The organism is Streptomyces peucetius, from assembly GCF_025854275.1.
GTDB classification, from domain to species: Bacteria; Actinomycetota; Actinomycetes; order Streptomycetales; family Streptomycetaceae; genus Streptomyces; species Streptomyces peucetius_A.
Genome location: NZ_CP107567.1, coordinates 3,451,848 through 3,472,659, shown reverse-complemented (window position 1 = coordinate 3,472,659; position 20,812 = coordinate 3,451,848). Strand labels below are relative to the sequence as shown.

At 73.3% G+C, this 20,812-nt stretch carries 16 protein-coding genes; 7 read left to right on the top strand and 9 right to left on the bottom strand.

Annotated elements, in window-relative coordinates:
* Nucleotides 1–273: 273 nt before the first annotated feature.
* Nucleotides 274–1,137, top strand: a complete 864-nt coding sequence (locus tag OGH68_RS15795) for an alpha/beta fold hydrolase (RefSeq protein ID WP_264250106.1) — start codon at nucleotides 274–276, stop codon at nucleotides 1,135–1,137.
* A gap of 88 nt (nucleotides 1,138–1,225) precedes the next feature.
* Here OGH68_RS15795 and OGH68_RS15790 read toward each other — a convergent pair whose 3' ends face one another.
* The 3 genes from OGH68_RS15790 to OGH68_RS15780 all read right to left on the bottom strand — a co-directional run bounded on the left by OGH68_RS15790 (nucleotide 1,226) and on the right by OGH68_RS15780 (nucleotide 4,396).
* Entirely contained in the window at nucleotides 1,226–2,785 is a 1,560-nt protein-coding gene (locus OGH68_RS15790) for a transporter (RefSeq protein ID WP_264250104.1), read from the bottom strand.
* 44 nt (nucleotides 2,786–2,829) lie between these two features.
* Nucleotides 2,830–3,642, bottom strand: coding sequence for an ABC transporter ATP-binding protein (locus OGH68_RS15785; protein WP_264244612.1), 813 nt, complete (start codon nucleotides 3,640–3,642; stop codon nucleotides 2,830–2,832).
* Between the two features lie 88 nt (nucleotides 3,643–3,730).
* Entirely contained in the window at nucleotides 3,731–4,396 is a 666-nt protein-coding gene (locus tag OGH68_RS15780; RefSeq protein WP_264244611.1) for a bifunctional DNA primase/polymerase, read from the bottom strand.
* A gap of 287 nt (nucleotides 4,397–4,683) precedes the next feature.
* Here OGH68_RS15780 and OGH68_RS15775 point away from each other — a divergent pair, with 287 nt between their 5' ends.
* Together OGH68_RS15775 and OGH68_RS15770 are read left to right on the top strand one after the other, a co-directional pair.
* On the top strand, nucleotides 4,684–6,069 hold the full coding sequence (locus OGH68_RS15775; protein WP_264244610.1) for a transcriptional regulator: 1,386 nt from the start codon (nucleotides 4,684–4,686) through the stop codon (nucleotides 6,067–6,069).
* Between the two features lie 229 nt (nucleotides 6,070–6,298).
* The gene (locus OGH68_RS15770) at nucleotides 6,299–8,038 is read left to right on the top strand and encodes a hypothetical protein (protein WP_264244609.1); all 1,740 of its coding nucleotides are present in this window, start codon (nucleotides 6,299–6,301) and stop codon (nucleotides 8,036–8,038) included.
* A 199-nt stretch (nucleotides 8,039–8,237) separates the two neighbouring features.
* Here the strand turns inward: OGH68_RS15770 and OGH68_RS15765 are convergent, their stop codons facing one another.
* Entirely contained in the window at nucleotides 8,238–9,548 is a 1,311-nt protein-coding gene (locus OGH68_RS15765; RefSeq protein ID WP_264244608.1) for an ABC transporter substrate-binding protein, read from the bottom strand.
* Nucleotides 9,549–9,720: 172 nt separating this feature from the next.
* Here OGH68_RS15765 and OGH68_RS15760 point away from each other — a divergent pair, with 172 nt between their 5' ends.
* Together OGH68_RS15760 and purU are read left to right on the top strand one after the other, a co-directional pair.
* Nucleotides 9,721–10,167 carry an SCO4402 family protein gene (locus tag OGH68_RS15760; protein WP_264250103.1) on the top strand — a complete coding sequence of 149 codons (447 nt, stop codon included), beginning with the start codon at nucleotides 9,721–9,723 and terminating at the stop codon, nucleotides 10,165–10,167.
* 45 nt (nucleotides 10,168–10,212) lie between these two features.
* Nucleotides 10,213–11,064 (top strand): formyltetrahydrofolate deformylase, encoded by an 852-nt coding sequence (purU, locus tag OGH68_RS15755; RefSeq protein WP_264244607.1) that lies wholly within the window; start codon nucleotides 10,213–10,215, stop codon nucleotides 11,062–11,064.
* Nucleotides 11,065–11,088: 24 nt separating this feature from the next.
* Here the strand turns inward: purU and OGH68_RS15750 are convergent, their stop codons facing one another.
* The 3 genes from OGH68_RS15750 to OGH68_RS15740 all read right to left on the bottom strand — a co-directional run bounded on the left by OGH68_RS15750 (nucleotide 11,089) and on the right by OGH68_RS15740 (nucleotide 17,578).
* Nucleotides 11,089–12,366: an extracellular solute-binding protein gene (locus tag OGH68_RS15750; protein ID WP_264244606.1), complete on the bottom strand. Its 1,278-nt coding sequence runs from the start codon at nucleotides 12,364–12,366 to the stop codon at nucleotides 11,089–11,091.
* Nucleotides 12,367–12,373: 7 nt separating this feature from the next.
* Entirely contained in the window at nucleotides 12,374–13,498 is a 1,125-nt protein-coding gene (locus tag OGH68_RS15745; RefSeq protein ID WP_264244604.1) for a hypothetical protein, read from the bottom strand.
* 321 nt (nucleotides 13,499–13,819) lie between these two features.
* Nucleotides 13,820–17,578 (bottom strand): tetratricopeptide repeat protein, encoded by a 3,759-nt coding sequence (locus OGH68_RS15740; protein WP_264244603.1) that lies wholly within the window; start codon nucleotides 17,576–17,578, stop codon nucleotides 13,820–13,822.
* Nucleotides 17,579–17,614: 36 nt separating this feature from the next.
* Here OGH68_RS15740 and OGH68_RS15735 point away from each other — a divergent pair, with 36 nt between their 5' ends.
* A complete protein-coding gene (locus OGH68_RS15735; RefSeq protein WP_264244601.1) occupies nucleotides 17,615–17,920 on the top strand; it encodes a trypco2 family protein in 306 nt (101 codons plus the stop codon).
* A 38-nt stretch (nucleotides 17,921–17,958) separates the two neighbouring features.
* Here the strand turns inward: OGH68_RS15735 and OGH68_RS15730 are convergent, their stop codons facing one another.
* Together OGH68_RS15730 and OGH68_RS15725 are read right to left on the bottom strand one after the other, a co-directional pair.
* Entirely contained in the window at nucleotides 17,959–19,464 is a 1,506-nt protein-coding gene (locus OGH68_RS15730; RefSeq protein ID WP_264244600.1) for a zf-HC2 domain-containing protein, read from the bottom strand.
* Entirely contained in the window at nucleotides 19,461–20,039 is a 579-nt protein-coding gene (locus OGH68_RS15725) for a sigma-70 family RNA polymerase sigma factor (protein ID WP_264244599.1), read from the bottom strand. The genes OGH68_RS15730 and OGH68_RS15725 overlap by 4 nt, the downstream gene beginning before the upstream one ends.
* Nucleotides 20,040–20,340: 301 nt before the next feature.
* On the opposite strand from OGH68_RS15725, the gene OGH68_RS15720 reads away from it, so the two are divergent.
* Nucleotides 20,341–20,715 (top strand): STAS domain-containing protein, encoded by a 375-nt coding sequence (locus OGH68_RS15720; protein WP_264244597.1) that lies wholly within the window; start codon nucleotides 20,341–20,343, stop codon nucleotides 20,713–20,715.
* Nucleotides 20,716–20,812: the final 97 nt, after the last annotated feature.

Here is a 20,812-nt window from a genome sequence, read left to right as displayed (position 1 = left end):
CGAGGGCGCCGGGACCTGTCCTCCCCTGTGCTGACCCGGAGCCCCGAGCTCCCAGGGTCAGTCCCCGCGGACCTGTTTCCCCGAGCGGTCCGCCTCCCGCAGAAGATCTCCCCTCGGCGGCGCGGGTCAATCCCCGTCAGTGGTCACTCGAAGGAGGGGTGTTGCGCGGCAGAACCGCGTTTTCGAATACGAGTTCGATAGTGTGGCGGGGTTCGACACGGGGCTCGCGACGAGCCAGTCCGACTCGGGGGAGAAAAGGGGGTGCCAGGACCGATGGTGCGGCGCATCGACGTGACCGGAACAGGTGGCGTACGCCTGGCTGCCTGGGAGTTCGCGGACCCGCCGAAGGGCCGCGGCGAGGGCGAGCAAGCCCCGGGGGTCTTATTGCTCCACGGCCTGATGGGCCGTGCCTCGCACTGGGCGTCCACGGCCCGATGGCTCACCGAGCGCCATCGCGCGGTGGCGCTCGACCAGCGGGGCCACGGCCGGAGCGACAAGCCGGCGGAAGGGCCGTACACGCGTGAGGCGTACGTGGCGGACGCCGAGGCCGCGATCGAGCAACTCGGCCTCGCGCCGGTAACCTTGATCGGCCATGCGATGGGCGCCCTGACCGCGTGGCAGCTGGCCGCGAAGCGGCCCGACCTGGTTCAGGCGCTGATCATCTGCGACATGCGCGCCTCGGCGCTCGGCGCCGCGACGCAGCGCGAATGGGAAAACTGGTTCCGCTCCTGGCCCGTACCGTTCGCCACCCTGGCGGACGTCCGCAAGTGGTTCGGCGAGGACGACCCCAGGGTCGAGCGGCCGAACCCGGCCCGCGGCGAGTTCTTCGCCGAGATCATGGCAGAGCGGGCCGACGGCTGGCGCCCGGTGTTCTCCCGCCGCCAGATGCTCGTCTCGCGGGAGACCTGGGTCCACGACGCCCACTGGGAGGAACTCGCCCAGGTCCGCTGCCCCACCCTGGTCGTCCGCGGCCTCGACGGCGAACTGGGCCGCGCCGAGGCCCAGGAGATGGTCCGGGTCCTGCCCCGCGGCCAGTACGGCGAGGTGTCCGACGCGGGCCATCTCGTTCACTACGACTGCCCGTCCGGCTGGCGCACAGCGATCGAGCCCTTCCTGGACGGCGCCCTGACACCATGACAGCACCTCACCCGGATCTGCCGGTCCGGGTGAGGCGGTCAGGTGAGGCGGCGGGCCGGCGCCGCCGCCAAGTCCTGAGGCGCGCCCGTCACGCCTTGCTGACCGCCGCCAGGATCTCCGGCAGCCGCCTCGCCGTCTGCGGCGCCGCGATCCGCACGCCCGCCCAGGCGATCAGCGCCCCGTACATCGTGCCCACCGGGAGCAGCAGCCACTGCGTCCCCGTGCCCGGACCCGCGGAGGCGTTCAGCAGGATCGTGAGGACGATCACCGGGGCGCACAGCAGCGCCGCCATGACCATGCCGCCGATGATCGAGAGCCAGGCGAGCCCGCCCTGTCCCGGCGCCACGTTCTTGTACGCGCTGTCCTGCGGGATCGAGTAGGGGAAGCGGGCCGACGACAGCGCACCCGTCGCCAGCATCGCGCCGAGCAGGGCGAACGACAGCCCCAGCACCTCCGGCAGATCGTGCCAGCGGCCGAGCACCGCCGCGGTGATCACCGACACGAGCGCCATGTACGGGACGGTGATGACGAGCATCGCCAGGGCCCGTGCCCGCAGTTCGTCGTACGCGTCGCGCGTGGAGGAGATCGTCAGGGCCACCATCCAGAACGCGGAGGTGTCCTGGCCGAACTGGTTGTACATCATGATGCCGAGCATCCCGGCGGCGAAGCACGCGAAGTAGATGGAACCGGTGCCCTGGAGGGCGTTGAAGATCGGCACGATCAGTCCGATCGCCAGGGACGACACCCAGGCGCCCTTCGTCTTGGGGTCGCGCCAGATGTACAGGAAGCTGCGCCGCATCACCGTCCCCGTGCGGCCCTCCGGCAGCATCCCGTGCAGCAGACCCGAGGAGGACGAGGGCTTCCGGGTCGGTTCCGCCGCCGCGGCGAGCGTCGAACCGTCCGGTGCCGTCATCAGCTTCGTCAGGCTGTGCCGCCACGTCCGCAGCAGAAGGACGAGTGCCAGGGCGGAGAGCGCCAGCTGGGCGAGCGCCGTGCCGTACGCGCCGTCGCTCGCGGAGTCCACCGCGCCGACCGCGGACGCCGGCGGGATCCACCGTACGACCGACGCCGCCGGGTCCAGCGCGGCGAGGCCGCCCGCGTCACTGAGGCGCTGCACCCCGAAGTTCACGAACTGGATGCCCACCGCGATCAGCAGGCCGCTGAGGACCGCCAGGTCGCGGCCCTTGCGGGAGGTGAGCAGCCGGATGTTGGCGGCCGCGACGGTGCGGGCCAGCGCCAGGCAGACCAGCAGCGCGAGCGGCACCGCGACGACGGACACGATCAGCGCCACCACGCCGTGCGAGAGCGCGAAGGCCGATCCCAGGACCACGCAGAGCGTGAACAGCGGGCCGATGCCGACGAGCGACGCGACGAGCAGCGCGGTCACCAGCGGCCCTGGACGCAGCGGCAGCATGACCAGACGCGTCGGGTCCAGGGTCTCGTCGCCGCTCGGGAAGAACAGCGGCAGCACCGCCCAGCCGAGCGCGAGCAGGCCCGTGACGAGGACGACGAGCGACATCGCGTGGTCGTTGCCGCGCAGCACCACCAGGCCCAGCAGCAGGAACGCGGAGACCAGCAGCGTCAGGACCATGGAGATCACGAACACGGCCGTACGGCCCGACGACTGCCGCAGCCCGTTGCGCAGCATCGACAGCTTCAGCCGTACGAAGACGGAGGTCAGGGACGCCGTGCTCACCGGGCACCGCCGCCGAGCCAGTCCAGCGACTCCCCGTTGTCCCGGCCCTGCGCGCCGACCAGTTCCAGGAACGCGGACTGCAGCGACGGCGCGTCACCGCGTACCTCGGCCAGCGGGCCCTGGGCGCGGATCGTGCCGGCCGCCATCACCGCGACCCAGTCGCACAGCGACTCGACCAGCTCCATCACATGGCTGGAGAAGACGACGGTGGCGCCGGAGGCGGTGTACCGCTCGAGCACCCCGCGGATCGTCTGCGCGGACACCGGGTCGACGCCCTCGAACGGCTCGTCCAGGAACAGCACTTCCGGATTGTGCAGCAGCGCGGCGGCGAGGCCGATCTTCTTGCGCATGCCGGTCGAGTAGTCGACGACCAGTTTGTGCTGCGCCCCCGCGAGGTCCAGCACGTCCAGCAGCTGTCCGGCCCGCTTGTCGACCTCGTCGCCCGGCAGTCCGCGCAACCGCCCGTTGTAGGCGAGCAGTTCACGGCCCGACAGGCGCTCGAAGAGCCGCAGGCCCTCCGGCAGCACGCCGATCCGTGACTTGACCTCCACCGGGTCGCGCCACACGTCGTGGCCGGCGACCCGCACCCGGCCCTGGTCGGGCCGGAGCAGGCCCGTGACCATCGACAGGGTGGTCGTCTTGCCCGCGCCGTTCGGGCCGACCAGACCGATGAAGCTGCCCGCCGGCAGCGACAGATCGATCCCGGCGACGGCGATCTGCTCGCCGAACCGCTTCCACAGCCCTTCGACCTGTACGGCGGGCGGAGCCGTCTGCACCCCGCCCGCTTGGTCGACCGTCCCGTTCGGCATGTGTTCCGCGCCTTTCGAAGCCCCGTGGGTGCCGTACGGCACCGGTGTACGGGTCCACCCTACGGACGCGTTCGAACGCGGTGCAGCCCTATCCCTGGCGCACCCGTGCCGCTGCCGCTTCCGTGGCGCACGCGTACGCGAGCGGGCAGATCAGCTCGTCGGCGTCCGGGAGCCAGCGGTTGGCAGGGGTCGGGCGGCGCGCCCACTGCACGGCGCCGTGTCCGCCGATCCGCGTCGGCGGGGCGGCGACGTAGTGGCCTTCGCCGCGGGCGACCAGATCGAGGGAGCTCGGGGCCCACCCCAGCTTCCTGATCAGGTCGGGGGCCCTGAGGGCCGCGCCCGGCAGCACGAAGAAGAGCATCCGGCGGTCGGGGGTGCAGGTCACCGGACCGAGCGGGAGGCCCATCCGCTCCATGCGCGCCAGCGCCAGGAAGCCGGCCGACTCGGAGACCTCGATGGCGTCGAAGGTGCGGCCGGTGGGCAGCAGGATCGAGGCCGTCGGATGCTTCGACCACAGCCGGCGCGCGGCGGTGGCGCTGCCGGTCGCCTGGTTCGCCCAGTCCGGCCTGGACGCGTGGGCGCCCGGCAGGGGACAGACGGGATCGCCGCACGAGCAGCGCCGCGTTCCTTCCGCCGCCTCCAGCCAGGTGCCGGGGAACACGTCCCAGTGCCGCTCTTCCGCGTACCGCACGGCGCTGTCCAGCAGCTGCTCGCTTCGCTGTTGGGGGATCTGTGCGACTTCCGTGACTCCCATGGTCTCTTCCACGACACACTCAACTACCGCCGCAACCGTGGGTTACGGGGCGTGATGCGGTGGGCGGTGGAGCATCGATCCTGCACGTGGGGCGCACGGGTGCACGGCCGGGGGCGCGCACGGGCCGGGTGCCGCGGGGGCGGGTAGGCAGTGCGGGGGACGCCTGCGGAACGGGAAGCGGCGGGCGGGCGACGGCAAAAGGAACCAACACGACCAACTCTGCATTCTCCGTATATCAGCCGGGCATTGATCGACTCATTGATCAACACGGCACCAGGGGGTAGTTCATGGCAGCGAGGCCTCTCGCCGTCCGTCAGCCGAACGAACGGCTGCAGGCGCTCATCCAGGAAGCCGGGTGCTCGAACGCCGGGCTGGCCCGGCGCGTCAACATGGTCGGCACGGAGCGCGGCCTCGACCTTCGGTACGACAAGACCTCCGTGGCCCGCTGGCTGCGTGGCCAGCAACCACGCGGCCGGGCGCCGGGAATCATCGCGGAGGCGCTGGGCCGCAAGCTCGGCCGTACGGTCACGATCGACGAGATCGGCATGGCCAACGGGAAGAACCTCGCCACCGGCGTCGGCCTCCAGTTCTCGCCGACGGTCCCCGGAGCGATCGAGCAGGTCTGCGAACTGTGGCGCAGCGACGTGGGCCGGCGCGACTTCCTGTCCGGCTCCGTGGTCGCCGCGTCCGCCCTCGTCGAACCGAGCCGCGACTGGCTGATCACCGGCGCGGACCCGCAGGTGGCGCGCACCGCGGGGGCGCGGGTCGGGCCGTCGGACGTCGAAGCGGTCCGCGCGATGACCGCGGCGCTGACCGAGATGGACCACCGTTTCGGCAGTGGCCATGTGCGGCCGGTCGTCGTGCACTACATGAACAGCGTGGTCTCCGGACTGCTGTCCGGCTCGTACCGGGAGGCCGTCGGCCGGGAACTGTTCGCGGCCGTGGCGCGACTGACGGAGCTCGCCGGCTACATGGCCGTGGACACCGGCCAGCCCGGCCTCGCCCAGCGCTACTACATCCAGGCGCTGCGCCTCGCCCACGCCGCGGGGGACCGGGCGTACGGCGGCTATGTGCTCGCCGCCTCCATGAGCCACCTGGCCGCCGAACTGGGCAACCCGCGCGAGATCGCGCAGCTCGCACGCGCCGCCCAGGAAGGCGCGCGGGGGCGGGTCACGCCCCGGGTGCAGGCCATGTTCCTCGCGGCGGAGGCACGCGGGCACGCCCTGCTGAGGGACGGCCGCACCTGCGACGAGGTGGCGGGCAGAGCCGTCGCCGCGCTGGAGCGGGACCGGCCGGACGCGGGCGACGACCCTGACTGGATCGCCCACTTCGACCACGCCTACCTCGCCGACGAGCTGGCGCACTGCTGCCGCGACCTCGGCCGGGCCCAGACCGCGGCGCGGCACGCGGTGGACGCGCTGGAGGGCCTCCCCGAGTCGCGGGTCCGCCGCCGGGCGATCGGCCTGGTCCTCCTGGCGACGGCGCAGGTCCAGCAGCGCGAGGTCGAGCAGGCCTGCTACACCGGCACACGGGCGGTGGAACTGCTGGACACCCTGCGCTCGAGCCGGGGCGCCGAGTACCTCGACGACCTCCAACTGCGGCTGGAGCCGTACGCGCAGGAGCCCCCCGTCCGGGAGTTCGCGGCGCGTCTGGAGCTGCGCACGGCGGCCTGAGCACAGACCGCGGGCGCGGCGGTTCCAGTGCTGCCGAGGCGGCTCGGGAGGCGGGGGACAGGCGGACCGGGCGGCGGGGGCAGCCAGGGGGGCACAAGGGCTTTCCACCGTATGTCCGCAGCGAGTTGTGTCCGCATCTTGTCACCGCTCCGGTACGTGTGTGCGGACCGCTCCGGGCACCCGGTAGCGTGAGCCGACGATCGACGTAGGTCCACACGTAGGAGTCCCGGTGACGCACAGCGGACAGGGTGACGAGCAGCGGCCGCCGGCCGGGCGGCCCGCGCACGAAGGCGTCGTGCTGCCCGCCGACGGAAGCGAGCCCCTCATACCGGGCACCCCGGACGCGCAGACGGCTCCCGCGGGTGGACAGCCCTGGGGTGCGCCGTGGGGTCCCCAACAGCCGCCGCCGCAGGCGGCACCGGGGTACGGATACCCGGGCCCGCCGCCCGCGCAGGGCGGCGGCGAGGCGCCGCAGGGCTACGGCTACCCGGGCGCTCCTGCGCAGGCCGGCGGCTACGGCTACCCCGCGCAGCCGGGCCCTTATGCCGCACAGACGGGCCCCTATGCCGCGCAGCCGCAGCAACCCTCCGCGGCCGGTGGGCACCCGCCGTACGGCGACCAGGCCCCGGCGACGCCGGGCCCGCAGTTCCAGGCCCAGCCGCTCCCGCCGCAGGCGGCCCACGGCCCCGGCCCGCAGGGCGGCCACGGCCCGGGAGCGCCGCAGGGCGGGCCCGCGGCTCCGGGCGCGCCCGCCGGGGCGATGCCGCCGCAGAACGGGTTCCCGCAGGCCGCGCCGTACGGCGCGGCCCCGCAGGGGCAGTACCCGGCACCGGGCGGGCTGCCGCCGCAGGCGGCCCATGATCCGGGGCCGTACGGCGCGAACCCCCAGACCGGCGCAGCGCGCGCAGCAGACTCCGACGCCACGCAGTACATCGCACCCGTCGGGCCCGGTGCGCTGCCGCCCGAGATGCCCGCGGAGTCGACGACCTTCCTCGGCACCGGACGCCTCGACCACGGCGGACCGCAGAGCGCGCAGAGCGCGCCGCCCCAGGGCGCCGACGCGGAGGCCACCCAGTACATCGCCCCCGTGCCGCCCGCGCCCTCAGGGGCACCGTTCGGAATCCGGCCCGGCGCTCCCGGGGACCGCCAGCCGCCCGCGGAGTTCGACAGCCTCTTCCGTTCGGAGGGCCACGGCGGTCCCGAACCGGCCGACGCCACCCAGCAGATGCCCCGCTTCCAGGAGCCGTCGCCCGCCTACCGGCAGCAGCCTCATCAGCAGCCGCCGTCGGCCCGGCACGCTCCGCAGTACGACGCCGAGCCCGAGCAGCGCCGCCGGTCCACCGCGCCGGTGGTCGCCGCGCTCGTCATCGGCTGTGCCGTACTCGGACTCGGCGTCGGCGCCGTGATGTTCGGCGGCGAGGACGACGACAAGGACCCGGCGCCGGACAAGATCGTCGCGGCCGACTCGCCCGCGCCCACCCCGGAGAGTCCGTCGCCCGAGGCGTCGGCCGATCCGGCCGAGCCGCAGGCCGAGGAGCTCGACAAGCTTCTCGCGGACAGCAACAACAGCCGCGACGCCGTCGTGCGCTCGGTGCAGAACATCAAGGTGTGCAAGAACCTGGACCAGGCCGCCGCGGACCTGAAGGGCGCCGCCGAGCAGCGGCGTGAGCTGGTGACCCGGCTGAGCGCCCTGAGCGTGGACAAGCTGCCGGACAATGCCGCGCTGACCGCGTCGCTGACCAAGGCGTGGCAGGCGTCGGCGTCGGCGGACGACCACTACGCGGCGTGGGCGGTGCAGGTCAAGGGCAAGAAGGGCTGCAAGGACGGCAAGGCGCGCGTCACCAAGCAGACGGCCCTGGGCAACGACGCGAGCCGCGAGGCGACCGCGGCCAAGAACCAGGCGTCGAAGCTGTGGAACTCGATCGCCCGTAAGTACGACCTGACGCAGCGCAGCAGCGGCCAGCTCTGAGCGGCGGACCGGAACCGAGCGGCGGACCGGAACCGAGAGCGGCGAGGCAGCCCCGGCCGTGACCCACCGGCCGCGGCCCTCCGCGCCGCAGCCCCTCGCACTGCAGCGCCCCGCACCGCAGCGCCCCGCACCGCAGCGCCCCGGGCCGGAATCCTCCGGACCGGAGGCGGCCGGGCCGAGGCCGCTCGGACCGGCAGCGCTACGACGCGTCCAGCAGGGTCGCGCCGACGTCCACGAAGCCCTGCCGCTGCGTCACCAGGCGGCCGTCGCGTACCACTTGGAACGTCACGCTGCTGTTGACCATCCGGGGATAGCGGGCGGCGCCGAGCATGTCCTCGTAACCCCACCGCAGGTCCGGTGTCAGACCGTCGGTCGACACCTTCAGTCCCTGGTCGAGGATGTGCGAGATCTTGCCGGGGGTGACGGTGCCGCTGTCGATCGCCCGGACGGCCTTTTCCAGGACGGTGTACGCGATCCATGTCGTCTGCACGCCGGCGTCCGCCGGGTCGAGGCTGTTGTCGCCGAAGGCGTGGGTGCGGATGACGTCGCGCATCGGGTCCCAGCGGGCGTCCGCCGCGTCCGGGTACCAGCCGGTGATGTAGGCGCCCTCGTAGATGCCGTTGCGACCGCCGGCGCTGTCGATGAGGGGCTGGCCGACACTGCCCATGACCGACGCGATCCTGATGTTCCGGCCGTCCTCGGGCAGTCGCCGGTACGAGTCGAAGAAGGTCTCCGTGCGATCGCCGAGCGCGGCCGTGACACAGCCCGGCCGGTCGCCGTCGGCCGCGGTCTCGGCCCAGGTCGGCTCGGCCGCCCGCTCCCGTGCCCGCCGGGCTTCGCCGGAGTAGCCGGTGGCGTTGTCGGCGGCGAGGATGTCCGCCGACTCACGGGCCTTGCTGCGGGTCAGGCCGGCGTTGAGAAGGTCGGGCAGGTCGTCACCGGCGAGGCTGTCCGGCCGTACGAGCGAGACCTTGTCGCAGACGTCCGCCAGTTGTTCGCCGTTGCCGGCGAGCAGCGCGGCCTGGCCGCCGTTGACCGGGTAGGACAGATAGCTGGTGAACTCCTCGTCGGAGACGCCGAATCCGCCGATGAAGGGGATGCCGGCCGCCTCCAGCGGCGCCATGAAGGCGTCGCCGTACTGGCTGTAGGAGCCGACGACCGCGACGGCGCCCTTGTCGACGGCCTGCCGGGCGCAGGTGGCCGCACCCTTGGGGGTGTTCTGCTCGTTGCAGGTGATGACGCGCAGTTCGTGGCTGTCGACACCACCTCTGCTCGCCGCCCAGCGGGCGTAGGCCTCGGCCATCGCCGGCATGCCGGGCATGTTGGTCGCCTCGGTGTCCTCGGGGGCGAAGGTCATGACGGTGACGGGCTCCCTGGAGCCCCCCGGGTCTCCAGGGAGTACGCCACATCCGGCGATGAGCGACGCCCCGGCCGCCACCGCCGCCGTACACGCCGTACGGACTGAGAAGGTCTGGAAGGGGTGAGGGAAGGAGCGACGCCTACCGGTCATGACTGTGCACGCTTCCGGTTCCAGGTAACGACACAGTGAGCATCGTTCAACGGGGGGTGACGTCGAAGTGAATTACCGGGGTGGGTCCGGACGAGCGGAAGGGGAACGTACGATCGAAGGCGTGCAGCAAGGTTCGGACAACCCTTCCCGTCGCGGCCGTCGCTCCTCCACCATGGGCGGCATGCCGCTCAACGACATGCCCTGGTGGCGCTGGCGCAGCAACGTGCGTTCGGCGCTGCACATGCTTTCCGATCCCGTCTTCCACCAGGAGTGCTGGCTGGCGGGCCGCGAGGGATACGGCGACGTCACGGATGCCGTGTACCGCCTGGTCGAGGACACCTGGCTGGACAACTGGTCGGCCGAGAAGTACGTCGGGACGATCTTCCGGGACTCCGGTGAGGCCGCCCTCGTGGACGTCGCCGTGCTGCGCGTGCTGCGGATCATGCACCAGATCGGCGCCGACGCCCCGGTCTCCGCGTACCTGGAGCACCATGGCTGGCCGGAGGCCGTACGGGCGGCGCGCGAAGCGCACGTCCGGATGGCCACGAGCGACGGCGAGGACCCCGACGCCCCGCCGCGCTCCCTCGAGGTGCTGCGGATCATGACGCGTTCCGCCTGACGGACGCGTGCCGGGCGGGCCGGTGGGATGTGGCAGGCTACAAGAATGACCGATCAGTACGTCCTGACGCTCTCGTGCCCGGACAAACAGGGCATCGTGCACGCAGTCTCGAGCTACCTCTTCATCACCGGCTGCAACATCGAGGACAGTCAGCAGTTCGGTGACAGGGACACTGGTCTGTTCTTCATGCGGGTCCACTTCTCCGCGGAGGCCCCGGTCACGGTGGACAAGCTGCGGGCCAGCTTCGCCGCCGTCGGCGACTCCTTCCAGATGGACTGGCAGATCCATCTCGCCGAGGAGCGGATGCGGATCGTCCTGATGGTCAGCAGGTTCGGGCACTGCCTGAACGACCTGCTCTTCCGGTCGCGCACCGGCGCCCTGCCCGTCGAGATCGCGGCCGTCGTCTCCAACCACACGGACTTCGCGGAGCTCGTCTCCTCCTACGACATCCCGTTCCACCACATTCCGGTCACCAAGGACACCAAGGCGGCGGCCGAGGCCCGGCTGCTGGAACTGGTGCACGCCGAGAACGTGGAGCTCGTCGTCCTCGCCCGCTACATGCAGGTGCTCTCCGACGACCTCTGCAAGCAGCTCAGCGGCCGGATCATCAACATCCACCACTCCTTCCTGCCGAGCTTCAAGGGCGCCAAGCCGTACCACCAGGCGCACGCCCGCGGCGTGAAGCTGATCGGCGCGACCGCGCACTATGTGACGGCCGACCTCGACGAGGGCCCGATCATCGAGCAGGAGGTCGAACGGGTCGGCCACGAGGTCACCCCCGACCAGCTCGTGGCGATCGGCCGGGACGTGGAGTGCCAGGCACTGGCGCGCGCCGTGAAGTGGCACGCCGAGCACCGCATCCTGCTCAACGGCCGCCGCACGGTCGTCTTCACCTGACGCGACGCCCCTCCCGGCCGGCTCCTACTCGGCGACCGGTCTGTCGCACAGGTCGTCGAGCACGAACGCATCCTCCGCGCGCTGCAGCAGCCGCTCCGCCTCCAGCTGCCCGAGCAGCCGCTCCAGCAACGCCTCGTCGCGCGGGTCGCCCACGAACTCCAGCACCGCCCGGTGGAACGCGTCGCGCAGCGTCGGCGGCATAGCGTCCGAGGCGTCGAAACAGATCCGGTCCGCCGCGTCGAACAGCTTCTGCACCTCGGCGGTCGGCCCGGACGCCCCGTCGGGCGCCGTCGTGCCGCCGGGGAAGAACGGACGCTCACCGGGGAGCGACGCCGAGTCCGCCCAGATCGTGCGGGCCTCCTTCGAGGTGAGCCGGCCGAGCAGGTCCCAGGCCGCGGGGCTCGCCCGGAACACCGCGGCCATGTCGCCGGACACCTCGAAGGCGTTCTCGTCCTTCCACGCCGCCGGCCCTCCGGTCAGATGGCGGGCCGTCGGGGTCGGCCGGACGTCGTCGCCGTAATGCCTGCGGATGAACGAGCCCTGGTGCTCATGGGTGCAGTCGCTGCGGTTCAGCAGCCCGTGGCGGTTGACGCCGAGCAGCTCGAAGTCGTCCAGCCACCGCGGGTCGGGGGCACGGCCGCCGCTGGTCAGCATCCGCCCCCACTCCTCCCACAGCGACCGCGTCTCCTGCCATCTTGTCCCGCCCGTCGCCCACTTCTCGTACGCCGCCGAGCCCCGGCGCTGCAGCATCAGATCCTCCAGCCAGTCGGTGCCCGGCCACCCGGAGGTCGCGCCCGATCCCAGACCGACGCACCACACGGGCTCCTTGTCCGTCACGTCCGTGCGGCTCCACACCAGCGACTTGAGATCCACCCGGATCGGGGCCCAATAGGCGCGGGTCCGCGCCTCGCCGTCCGCCGCCTGGACCGTGACCGTCGGCGCCCACGGCGGCACGGCCGCACCGGCCACCCGCTCCGGCAGCGGATGGAGGTCACCGGCCCGCGCGTACTCGGCGAGTTCGCCGGGGCTGTTGAGGATCGCCATGTCCGGTGGTGCGCCGGCCTGGAGCTGGGCGACGAGGGTCTCGCGCAGCGAACGCGTGCCCTTGTAGACGTAACGGTGCCCGGTCCGCTTGCCGATGGCGGCCAGCGCGTCCACGAACGGCTTCTCCTCGCCGTCCGTCCACGGGCCGAGCACGACCAGCGTGCGCTCCTCCGGCGGGCCGCCGCAGCCGGCCACCGCCGACGCCACGGCGATCAGGCATCCCGCCAGCAGCACCCGCAGACCTCTGCGTCTCCTCATGACGTCCTCACGCCTCCGTGTACGTGCGTCTCAGGGCGGTGCGGGCGGCCGGATACGGCCTGCCGTAGAGATACAGCGTGACGCCGCACGCGAGCGCGCCGACCCCGGCACCCGGCACGACGACACCCGCCGTGAGCGACCAGCCGTCCGGGTTCGCCTCGCTGATCCGCGCGTACGCGGTGTCCGCCTTCTTCTCGATCTCCCGTGGGGCGGCCGGACCCGATTCGACCTTCACCATGCCGGCCACGGCCGCGTGCGCCTGCTGCTGCGCGGCCTGCTCCTGTGCCCCGCCGAACCCCAGCAGCACCGGTGCCAGCAGCACCGGCAGCGCGCCGGCCGCCATCTGCACGCTGACCAGCCGCAGCCGGTCCCGCAGGAACAGCGCCGTGCCGACGGTCAGGAAGCCGAACAGCCCCGTCGTCAGCACGGCGGCCGCGGCGGCGGTCAGCGTCAGCGGGCTCCAGGCCGCGAGGTCGCCGGACTCCTGCCGCAGCTGACGCTCCAGCTCCCTGATCCGCTCCAGCACGGCGGTCGGCTCCCCGGGCGCGGCCGAGCCGGTGCCCGGGCCCCGAAGCAGGACGGCCGCGTACCTGACGCCGGCTTCGCGCAGCACCTCGCTGTCACGGTTGCGGTCCGCCCAGGCGATCTTGTCCCCGTACGCGACGACCAGCCCCGAGACCACCCGCAGCTCCTGCTCCTGCCCGCGGCTCAGGGCACCGGTCTGGGCGACCCGGTTGAGACTCTGCGACGCCTCCGTCAGCCGCGAGCGGTACGTCTCACCCAGATCGACCTTGCCGGCCTGCGCCGCCGTCAGCAGACGCAGTTCGGCCTGGTCCTGGGCCGCTTCCAACGACGTCCGCGCGTGCGCGAGCCCTTCCAGGGCCGGGACGGACCGATGGCGCAGCCGCTCCGAGCGGTCGTGCACATCGGCGTACGCGGCGGCGCAGAGCGCGAGCGCGACGAACGCGAGGGCGGGCAGCACGAGCATGCGGCGCCGCAGGAACGCGGCCGTCGGCCGCCGTCCGCCGGGCCCCCGGCCCACGGCGTGCGCCCACAGCGCGGGTCCCGCGCCGGTGGCGCCCCGCCCGAGTGCCGCGGCCCACCGCTGCACGACCGCGCCCGCGGCTCCCATCCGGCCTCCTCGTCTCTGCCACCGACCGCCTGCGGCGGGCTCGTTCCCCTACCCGCCCCTTCCCGAAACCGGGGGCTCCGCCCCCGGACCCCCGCGCCTCAAACGCCGGCGAGGCTGGAGAATCCAGCCCGGCTGGGGGCACTCCCCCTACGCCTGGCGGCGCGGGAGGTACCCCCACCCGCGGCCGCCAGGCCGTAGGGGGAGATTGAGGCCACCGCGCGAAGCGCGGTACCGGGGCCCGGGGCTTGCTCCGCCACCTGGCGGAGCCGCACATCGGTGCAGCGGGAAGGGGCGGGTGGGGGACAGGCCCGCCGCAGGCGGTCATCGGGGCTCGCGGAGCGGCAGGGAGCGGAACCACGACCGCCGCCCACCGCGCGACCGCGCGTGCCGCAGGCCCAGCGGACGCGTGCTGTACGCGTTGTCCAGCAACGCCTCCGCCAGCGCCGCGCCGTCCGGGCGGTCCGTGTGCGGTACCTGCTTCGCCAGTTGGCGGTAGCTCGTCGACAACTGCTCGCGCAGTTCCCGCTCCGTCGCCGGCAGCGGCACCGCCGCGGGCAGCGCGGCCCGCAGCTGGAGGAGTACATCGACGCCCTGAGCCCGTACCAGCTCCAGCAGTTGCTCCCGCAGCTCCGCGGTGAGCCGTTCCTGCGCCTGCCGGTCCGTGAAACCCTCGTGGGCGGCGAGCCGGTGCAGCGCGGCGTGCGCCCGGACCGCGGAGGTGACCGTGGGCGTGCCGGCGTGTATGCGGACCATCGCCGTACGCGCCGCCGTGCGGTGCCGGGAGTCCGGCGGGACGCCGTCGAGGGAGGCCAGCGCGCGGTCCGGGCTGTGCCGGGCGAGATGGATACGGGCCAGCCCGAACGCGGCCGCGCCCAGCGCGTGGTTGCGCCGCCACACCGCGTCGTAGAAGAGCATGGCCTGCTCCTCGTGCGCCTCGCGGGCCGTCGGCGCCTCCGGCGCCTCGGCCTGCTCGCCGGTCCGCCACTCGTCGGCGAGCTTCTCGTGGCAGTAGCCGAGCGCCAGTTTGGGCGCGTACTCGCCCGGTATCGCCGCGTACACCTCGTCGAAGCAGTTCAGCGCCCGGTGCAGCCGGCCGTGCGCCAGCTGGGTCAGGCCCCGGTGCCAGTCGAGACGCCAGTCGTAGCGTGCCCGGTCGCCGAGCAGCCCCCCGGCCCGCTCCAGCTCCACCGCGGCGGTCACCAGTTCCTTGTCGCGGCCGTGGCGGCGAGTGCCGGCCAGCTCCAGATGGAGCCGGCAGCGCAGCAGATGCAGCTCGGGCGACGGCAGCCACTCGTTGCTGAGCTGGAGCAGACCTGCCGGATCGTCGTACGAGGTGCGCTGCAGCTCCTTCCAGTTGGGGTCCTGCACGTCCGCCTTCGGCACCGGCAGGGCCACGGCCGCCTCCGCCGGTTCCGGCACATGCGCGCCGAGCCGGTCGGCCGGGCCGTCCGCCCGCCAGCGCTCGAGCGGCGGGGGCCTGCCCAGGCGGCCGTCGAGGGCGATGGCGGCCGAGTCGAAGAGCGGCGAGGGTTCGAACGTCTCCTCATCCAGCCGCAGCGACCGCAGTTCGCGCAGCACACCGCGCAGCTGGACGGCCATCTCCTGCGCGGAGGCGTAGCGCTGCCGCGGGTCGGTGGCCGTCGCGCGGGACAGGGCCCGCCGCAGCGACTCGGTGCCGAGGTCGGACGGCGGCGATGGGTCCTTGGCGAGCAGCTCGCCGAGGACCGCGCCGACCGTGTAGAGGTCGCCCGCGGTGGTCATCCCGCCGGTGGGCCCGCTGTCCGGCGGCCGGTGGCTGACCGGCCCCGGCGCGCCGGGCTCGCGTACGCCCGCGACGTCGATGAGCTTGATGCCGGTGCCGCAGTGGAGGACGTTGGTCAGCGACAGGTCGCCGTAGACGAGTCTCTCCTCCTCGTGCAGATGGTCGAACGCCTCGAGGACCAGCAGGCCGTACGCGACGATGAACTCGCGTACGCGTGGCCCCGCGAACGGCTCGACGCGCCGCGCGATCCGGGACCCCACCCAGGACAGGGGCGCGCCGTCGGCGAACTCCATGACGATGAACTCGGCCGCCGTGGGCTCGTGGCGCGCGTAGTTGACCACCCGGATGACCGAGGGGTGATTGAGGCTGACGAGCCGCAGCCGCTCCTGGTGGGCCTGGAGCACGGCCGCCGGATCGCCCGGGTCGAGGATGCCCTTGAGGGCGACCGGACGGTTCTCCAGGAGCAGGTCGCGGGCGAGGTACACCTTGCCGTGGTTGCCCTGGCCGATGGGTCCCACCACCTCGTACTGCTGGTGCAGCCGTTCGCCGCCCTCCAGCCGGTCCCCGGTCCGCTCGGTGACGAGAGCGTCCGGGTCGCGCACGGCGACGGAGGGCAGATCGGTCAGTCCGTCGCCCGGCGGCCCGACGACGAACTCGCGCGGCCCCGCCGGGCCGGCCAGTTCCTGCTCGGCGGTCTCCGCGACCAGCAGAGCGGCCTCGATGTCGACGGCGCAGCGGAAGAGGGCGTGCGGCTGGTCCTCCGAACCGTGCAACGGGCCTTCGGGGCCGAGCTGTCCGAGCGTCCGGCGCAACCGAGGGGCGAGTTCCGGGGGCCGCCGGCCGGACAGCCCGCGCAGCCGCTGCTCCGTCTCCGCGAGCCGGCTCACCCGGGTGCCCAGCCGCTCGGTGCGACGGGCGGCCCAGTGGGGGCCGAGCAGTTCAGCGCGCACCCGGGCGAGGAGCGGCGAGCGCGGGTCGCTGAAGACGAGCAGCAGCCGGCTCTGGCCGCGGGCGAGGAGCGCGGTGAGGAGCCGCAGCATCTCGTCGTCGGTGGAGGCCGACCGGTCGACGGACAGGATTGCGGCGCTCAGCGGCGGGCTCTCCGCCGCGATCCGCGCGAGCAGGTCACCGCCGGGCGGCAGGTCACCGCCGGGCCGCGGGGCGCCGCCGCCGGGGCCGCCTGTGCCCTCGGGGCCGCCGTCCCCGCCCGTGCGGCCGGACCGGCCGTCCGGGCCGCCGTCCCCGCCCGTGCCGTCGGGGAGCGGGTCCAGGCCGATGCGCTCCGCCGCGTCCCTGGCCAGGTCCGCCACGGTCCGATTCGTCGCGTCGACGGCGATGTCGATGGTGCCCGCCTGCGGATCGTCGGCCCCGTCCGCGGCGCCCGTCCCGCTCGGCCGGGACTGCGGCGCCTCGGGCGGACTCTGCTCCCGGTCGGCGAGGGTGAGCACCGACCTGACCGTGTGCAGCAGGTCGTGCTCGCCCTCCCCGGCGAACACGGGCTCCACCGGATCGGTGTCCGGCGCGCCGTCCAGCCACCGGGTCAGCCGCCGGTGCAGGCCCGGCACCCGCCCGGAGGCGGTCCGCTCGTGCGCGACCGCGACGTCGTGCGAGACGGCCGGCTTCCCCGTGACCGTCAGCCCCAGCCGCTCCAGCGGCAGATGCTTCAGCACGGTCTCGGTCGGGATCATGTACGCGTGGTCACGGTGCACCCGCGCCTGCGGCGTGCCGAACTGGTGCGCCACGATGCCGATGACCCGCCGCGTACGGCTGTGCACCACCGCGCACCCGCTGTACCCGCGCCGCACCACGTACGGCGCGTTCAGCGCGTCGAGCTGCACCCACTCCGGGGTCGGCGCGGGACCGCCGCGCCCCATCAGCCGGGCGTCCAGATGCTCACCGCCGGGCAGGTCCTCCGGGTATCCGGTGAAGTGCACCATGTCGCCGCGCGCCGGGATCTGGCGGTGCAGCACGGCGTGCGGGACCGCGGGCTCGTGATCGAGTTTCAGCAGCGCCAGGTCGCCGCCGAACTGCCCCGTCGGCATGACCAGGTACTCCCTCAGCAGCCGGGCCCGCAGCGGCTGCGTCGCGTCGCCCGCAGGCATCCGTGGCACGTCGACGTAGACCTCCTCCAGCGGGGTACGGACACCGGAGGAGCCGGGGCGGAGGAGGACCACATGCGCGCAGGTGAGCACCAGCCCGCCGGGGAGCAGCACCCCGGCACCCAGCGGCCTGCCGGCCCGGTCCGGGCCACGGAGCAGCCGTACGCGCCAACTCTCCTCCTGCGCCATGGAGTTGGCGGTGCGAAGCGGCTCGCTCATACTGCTCAACGGTAACTACGGAAGGCGGGGGACGCGATGGCTGAGCGTGACGAAACCGCGGTAGTGGGACTGGCAGAGGTGATCGGGCAGGTCCGGGACGAGCTGGAGCGCGCCCAACAGGCCGGTGCGGGACGCGATCTGCGGTTCAGCGTGGAGAGCGTGCACCTCGAGTTCGCGGTGCAGGTGCGGCGGGAGGGCAGCGGACGGGCCGAGTTGCGGATCGGGGTGCTGACGGCCGGCGGCGGCGGGACCGCGGCACGCGACACCACGCACACGATTCAGGTGGAGCTGAAACCCCACGGCCCGGACGGCAACCCGAACCTCAGCGTCGGCGGGGAGTGACGCCGGCGCCGCCTGAGGGCGGCCGGCAGCCGCCGTCCTCACAGACGGCTCAGCGCGGCGGCCGCGAACAGCACGTCCCGGATCGCCTCCCGATCGCCGTCCTGACCTGCGGCGGCCTCCTCCGGGGAGACGTGCCCGGCCATCAGCTTGCAGAACTCGACACCGTCCAGCGCGACTTGGGCGACCGACCGGTCGGGGGACGCGACGGCGGCCGGCGAGTCCAGGGCGATGTACCAGCTGCCGCCGCCGGAGCCCTCGACCTCCAGATGGAGCGAGCGTCCGGGCGAGCCCGCCGCGACCAGATGCCGTGGAGGCCCGGCGAGCCCCGCCCGCCTGCGCTCGGCGAGGGCAGCCGGCAGCAGCCGGGCCGCCAGGTCGATCATGCGGTTGAGATGCGTACCGCTCGGCGGCGCGTACGGGTAGTCCACGGCGTCGGCGATGTCGTCCGCGTGGATCCAGCACTCGAAGGCCCGGTCGAGCAGCGCGTCCCGCAGAGGCATCGCGAACGCCCCGTACGACACGGACTTTTCGGCGACACCCCGGCTCGCGAAGGACACCGTGCGGATGAGGGTGTGGCTCTGGTCGCGCCACGGCTCACGGATCGCGCCGGTGGACGGGCGGTCCGCGCTGTCCCAGAACGACTCGGTACGCGCGGCCGGCAGCAACGGCGCGTGGTGACCCAGCGGATCGTCGAGCCCGAGCGCGCCGACGACGAGTCCGTCGACGGCCATCAGATGTCCGATCACACCGGCCACGGTCGTACGGCGGCTCACCTGTGCCCTGCCGTCGAACCACTTGAGCCGCACCGGCGCGTGCCACTCCGAATCGCCGATGTCCCGCAGCAGCGCGTCCAGCCTGGCGGTCTCCGCGTCGTACGGGTCGGCCCAGGCGGGCACCGGGATACGGGCGGGCCGGCGGCCCAGGCAGTTCTCCAGCACCCGGAACCGCAGCATCGGGTCGAGGTCCAGGTCGCGATCGGTGTGGAGCAGCCCGACCGCGTCCCTCAGGCGCAGGGCCTCCTCCGCGCACGGGGCGCACTCGCCGAGGTGTTCCTCCACGGCCGCCGTCTCCTCGGCGGAGCAGGCGGCGAGCGCCCACGCCCCGAGCAGCGACTTCAGCAGCGCGTGGGAGGGCGCGGCGGTCGTGGCCGCCGTGCCCGTGTCGTCCGCCCTGGGCGGGGCCGCGTCGGTGCCGTCCGCCGTGGGCCGTTCCGCGTCCGCGTCGTCGGTCCCGGCCGGGCACGGCCCGTTCGTGTCGGGAGCAAGGGCACCGGCGGTGTCGGCAGCCGTGTCCGTGCCGGTGGTGCCGGGCACGTCCGTGCCGTCGGGGCGGGCCCCGCGGCTGTCCGCGTCGGCGTCCGGCACCGCGTCCGGCTCGGCCCGGCGCGCCGGCTCGGGCCGCCCTGCCGCCTTCGGCGGCTCCGGCGCCGGCGGGCGGTACGCGCCGGGGTGGAGGTCGTCCGCCGCGGCACGCGGCGACGGTATGCGCGGCACGCCGCGCACCTCCTCGCCGTCGTCACCGCCGCTGGCCGGAGGCCCGCTCACAGCGCGCGTCCGTAGCGGGGCGGGGAGGAGCCCTCGAGCGCGCGGGTGTTCGCGGTCGACAGCAGCTGGAGCCCCAGTCGAAGCCGCCGCCTTGCCTCGTCCTCCGTGACGCCGAGGTCGGCAGCGGTCTGGCGGTAGTCCCTGCGCTGGAAGTACGCCGACTCCAGCGCGGCCCGCAGCGGCGCCGGCATGGAGGTCACGATGTAGTCGGCGCGGGCCGCGACGGCAGCCCTGCGTACCTTCTGCTCCAGTTCCTCCGTGGTGCCGCCGCCTTCCGCGAGGGCCGCGGCCTCGCTCTGGCGCAGCCGGTGCACGGCCTGGCTGTTGGTGAGCCTCGCCACCCAGGACCGCATGGAGCCCTGCCTGGGGTCATAGGCGTCCGGGTTTTCCCATATGTACCCGAACACCTCGCGGGTGACCTGGTCGGCCGCCTCCTCGTCCTCGAGCACTCGGTGGGCCTGGCTGTGCACGAGCGCGGCGAACCTGTCGTAGAGCTCGCCGAGCGCGGCGGCCTCGCCCCGTGCCAGCCGCTGTTGCATCCTGCGGTCCCAGCGCGGTGGTGCGTCCTTCGTCATGCGGCCTCCAAACTGCGCTCGGTCCCTGCTGCCTCTGCCCTCGTACTCGTCGTTCATTTCGAATGTAGTGCGCCGGGCGGACAACGCACGTGCCTTTGTGTCGAACCACGCCCCTCCGGTGGTCCCGGGATGGTACGGGCCAAGACGGGTAAGAACCCGTGGGGGAGGTGTGGGGAAGGCGTGAGAACGCCCCGTGAGAGCGCTCCGTGACGAATGTCGCGTTTCAGCGACGGCCGCTCGGGCAGCGGCAGTGGAAGGGCAGCTTCCGGTCTTCTGCGACCGGCATGAGGAGGGTCCAGACGTGATGCTCGATGTGGCCGAGACCCGGCAGGGCTCGTGGACCGTGCTGCATGTGCGCGGAGAGCTCGATCTCGTGTCGTCGCCGGTGGTGCGCCAGAGGGTGCACGACGCGGTCGCCGCCGGTCGTCACGATGTCGTGCTCGACCTCTCCGAGGTGTTCTTCTGCGACTCCAGCGGCGTCGGGGTGCTGATCGCCGCGCGGCGGCTGATGCGCTCGTGTCGGGGCAGGCTGCGGCTGATCCTGCCGGCCCGTGGTGCGGAGGACGGCTCGCACGTCAACCGGGTGCTGGGTGCTCTCGGTGTGCGCCGCCTCTTCGAGGTCTACGCGGACACGGGCTCGGCCACCGACGACGGTGCGCAGCCGCTCACCGCCTGACGCCGGAAATGCTCCGAAAGACCGTAACGCCGGAAAAGCCCCGAAACTCCCGAAGATCCCCCGTCCCGGCCGTCCCGGACGCCCCCTGCGCCCCAGG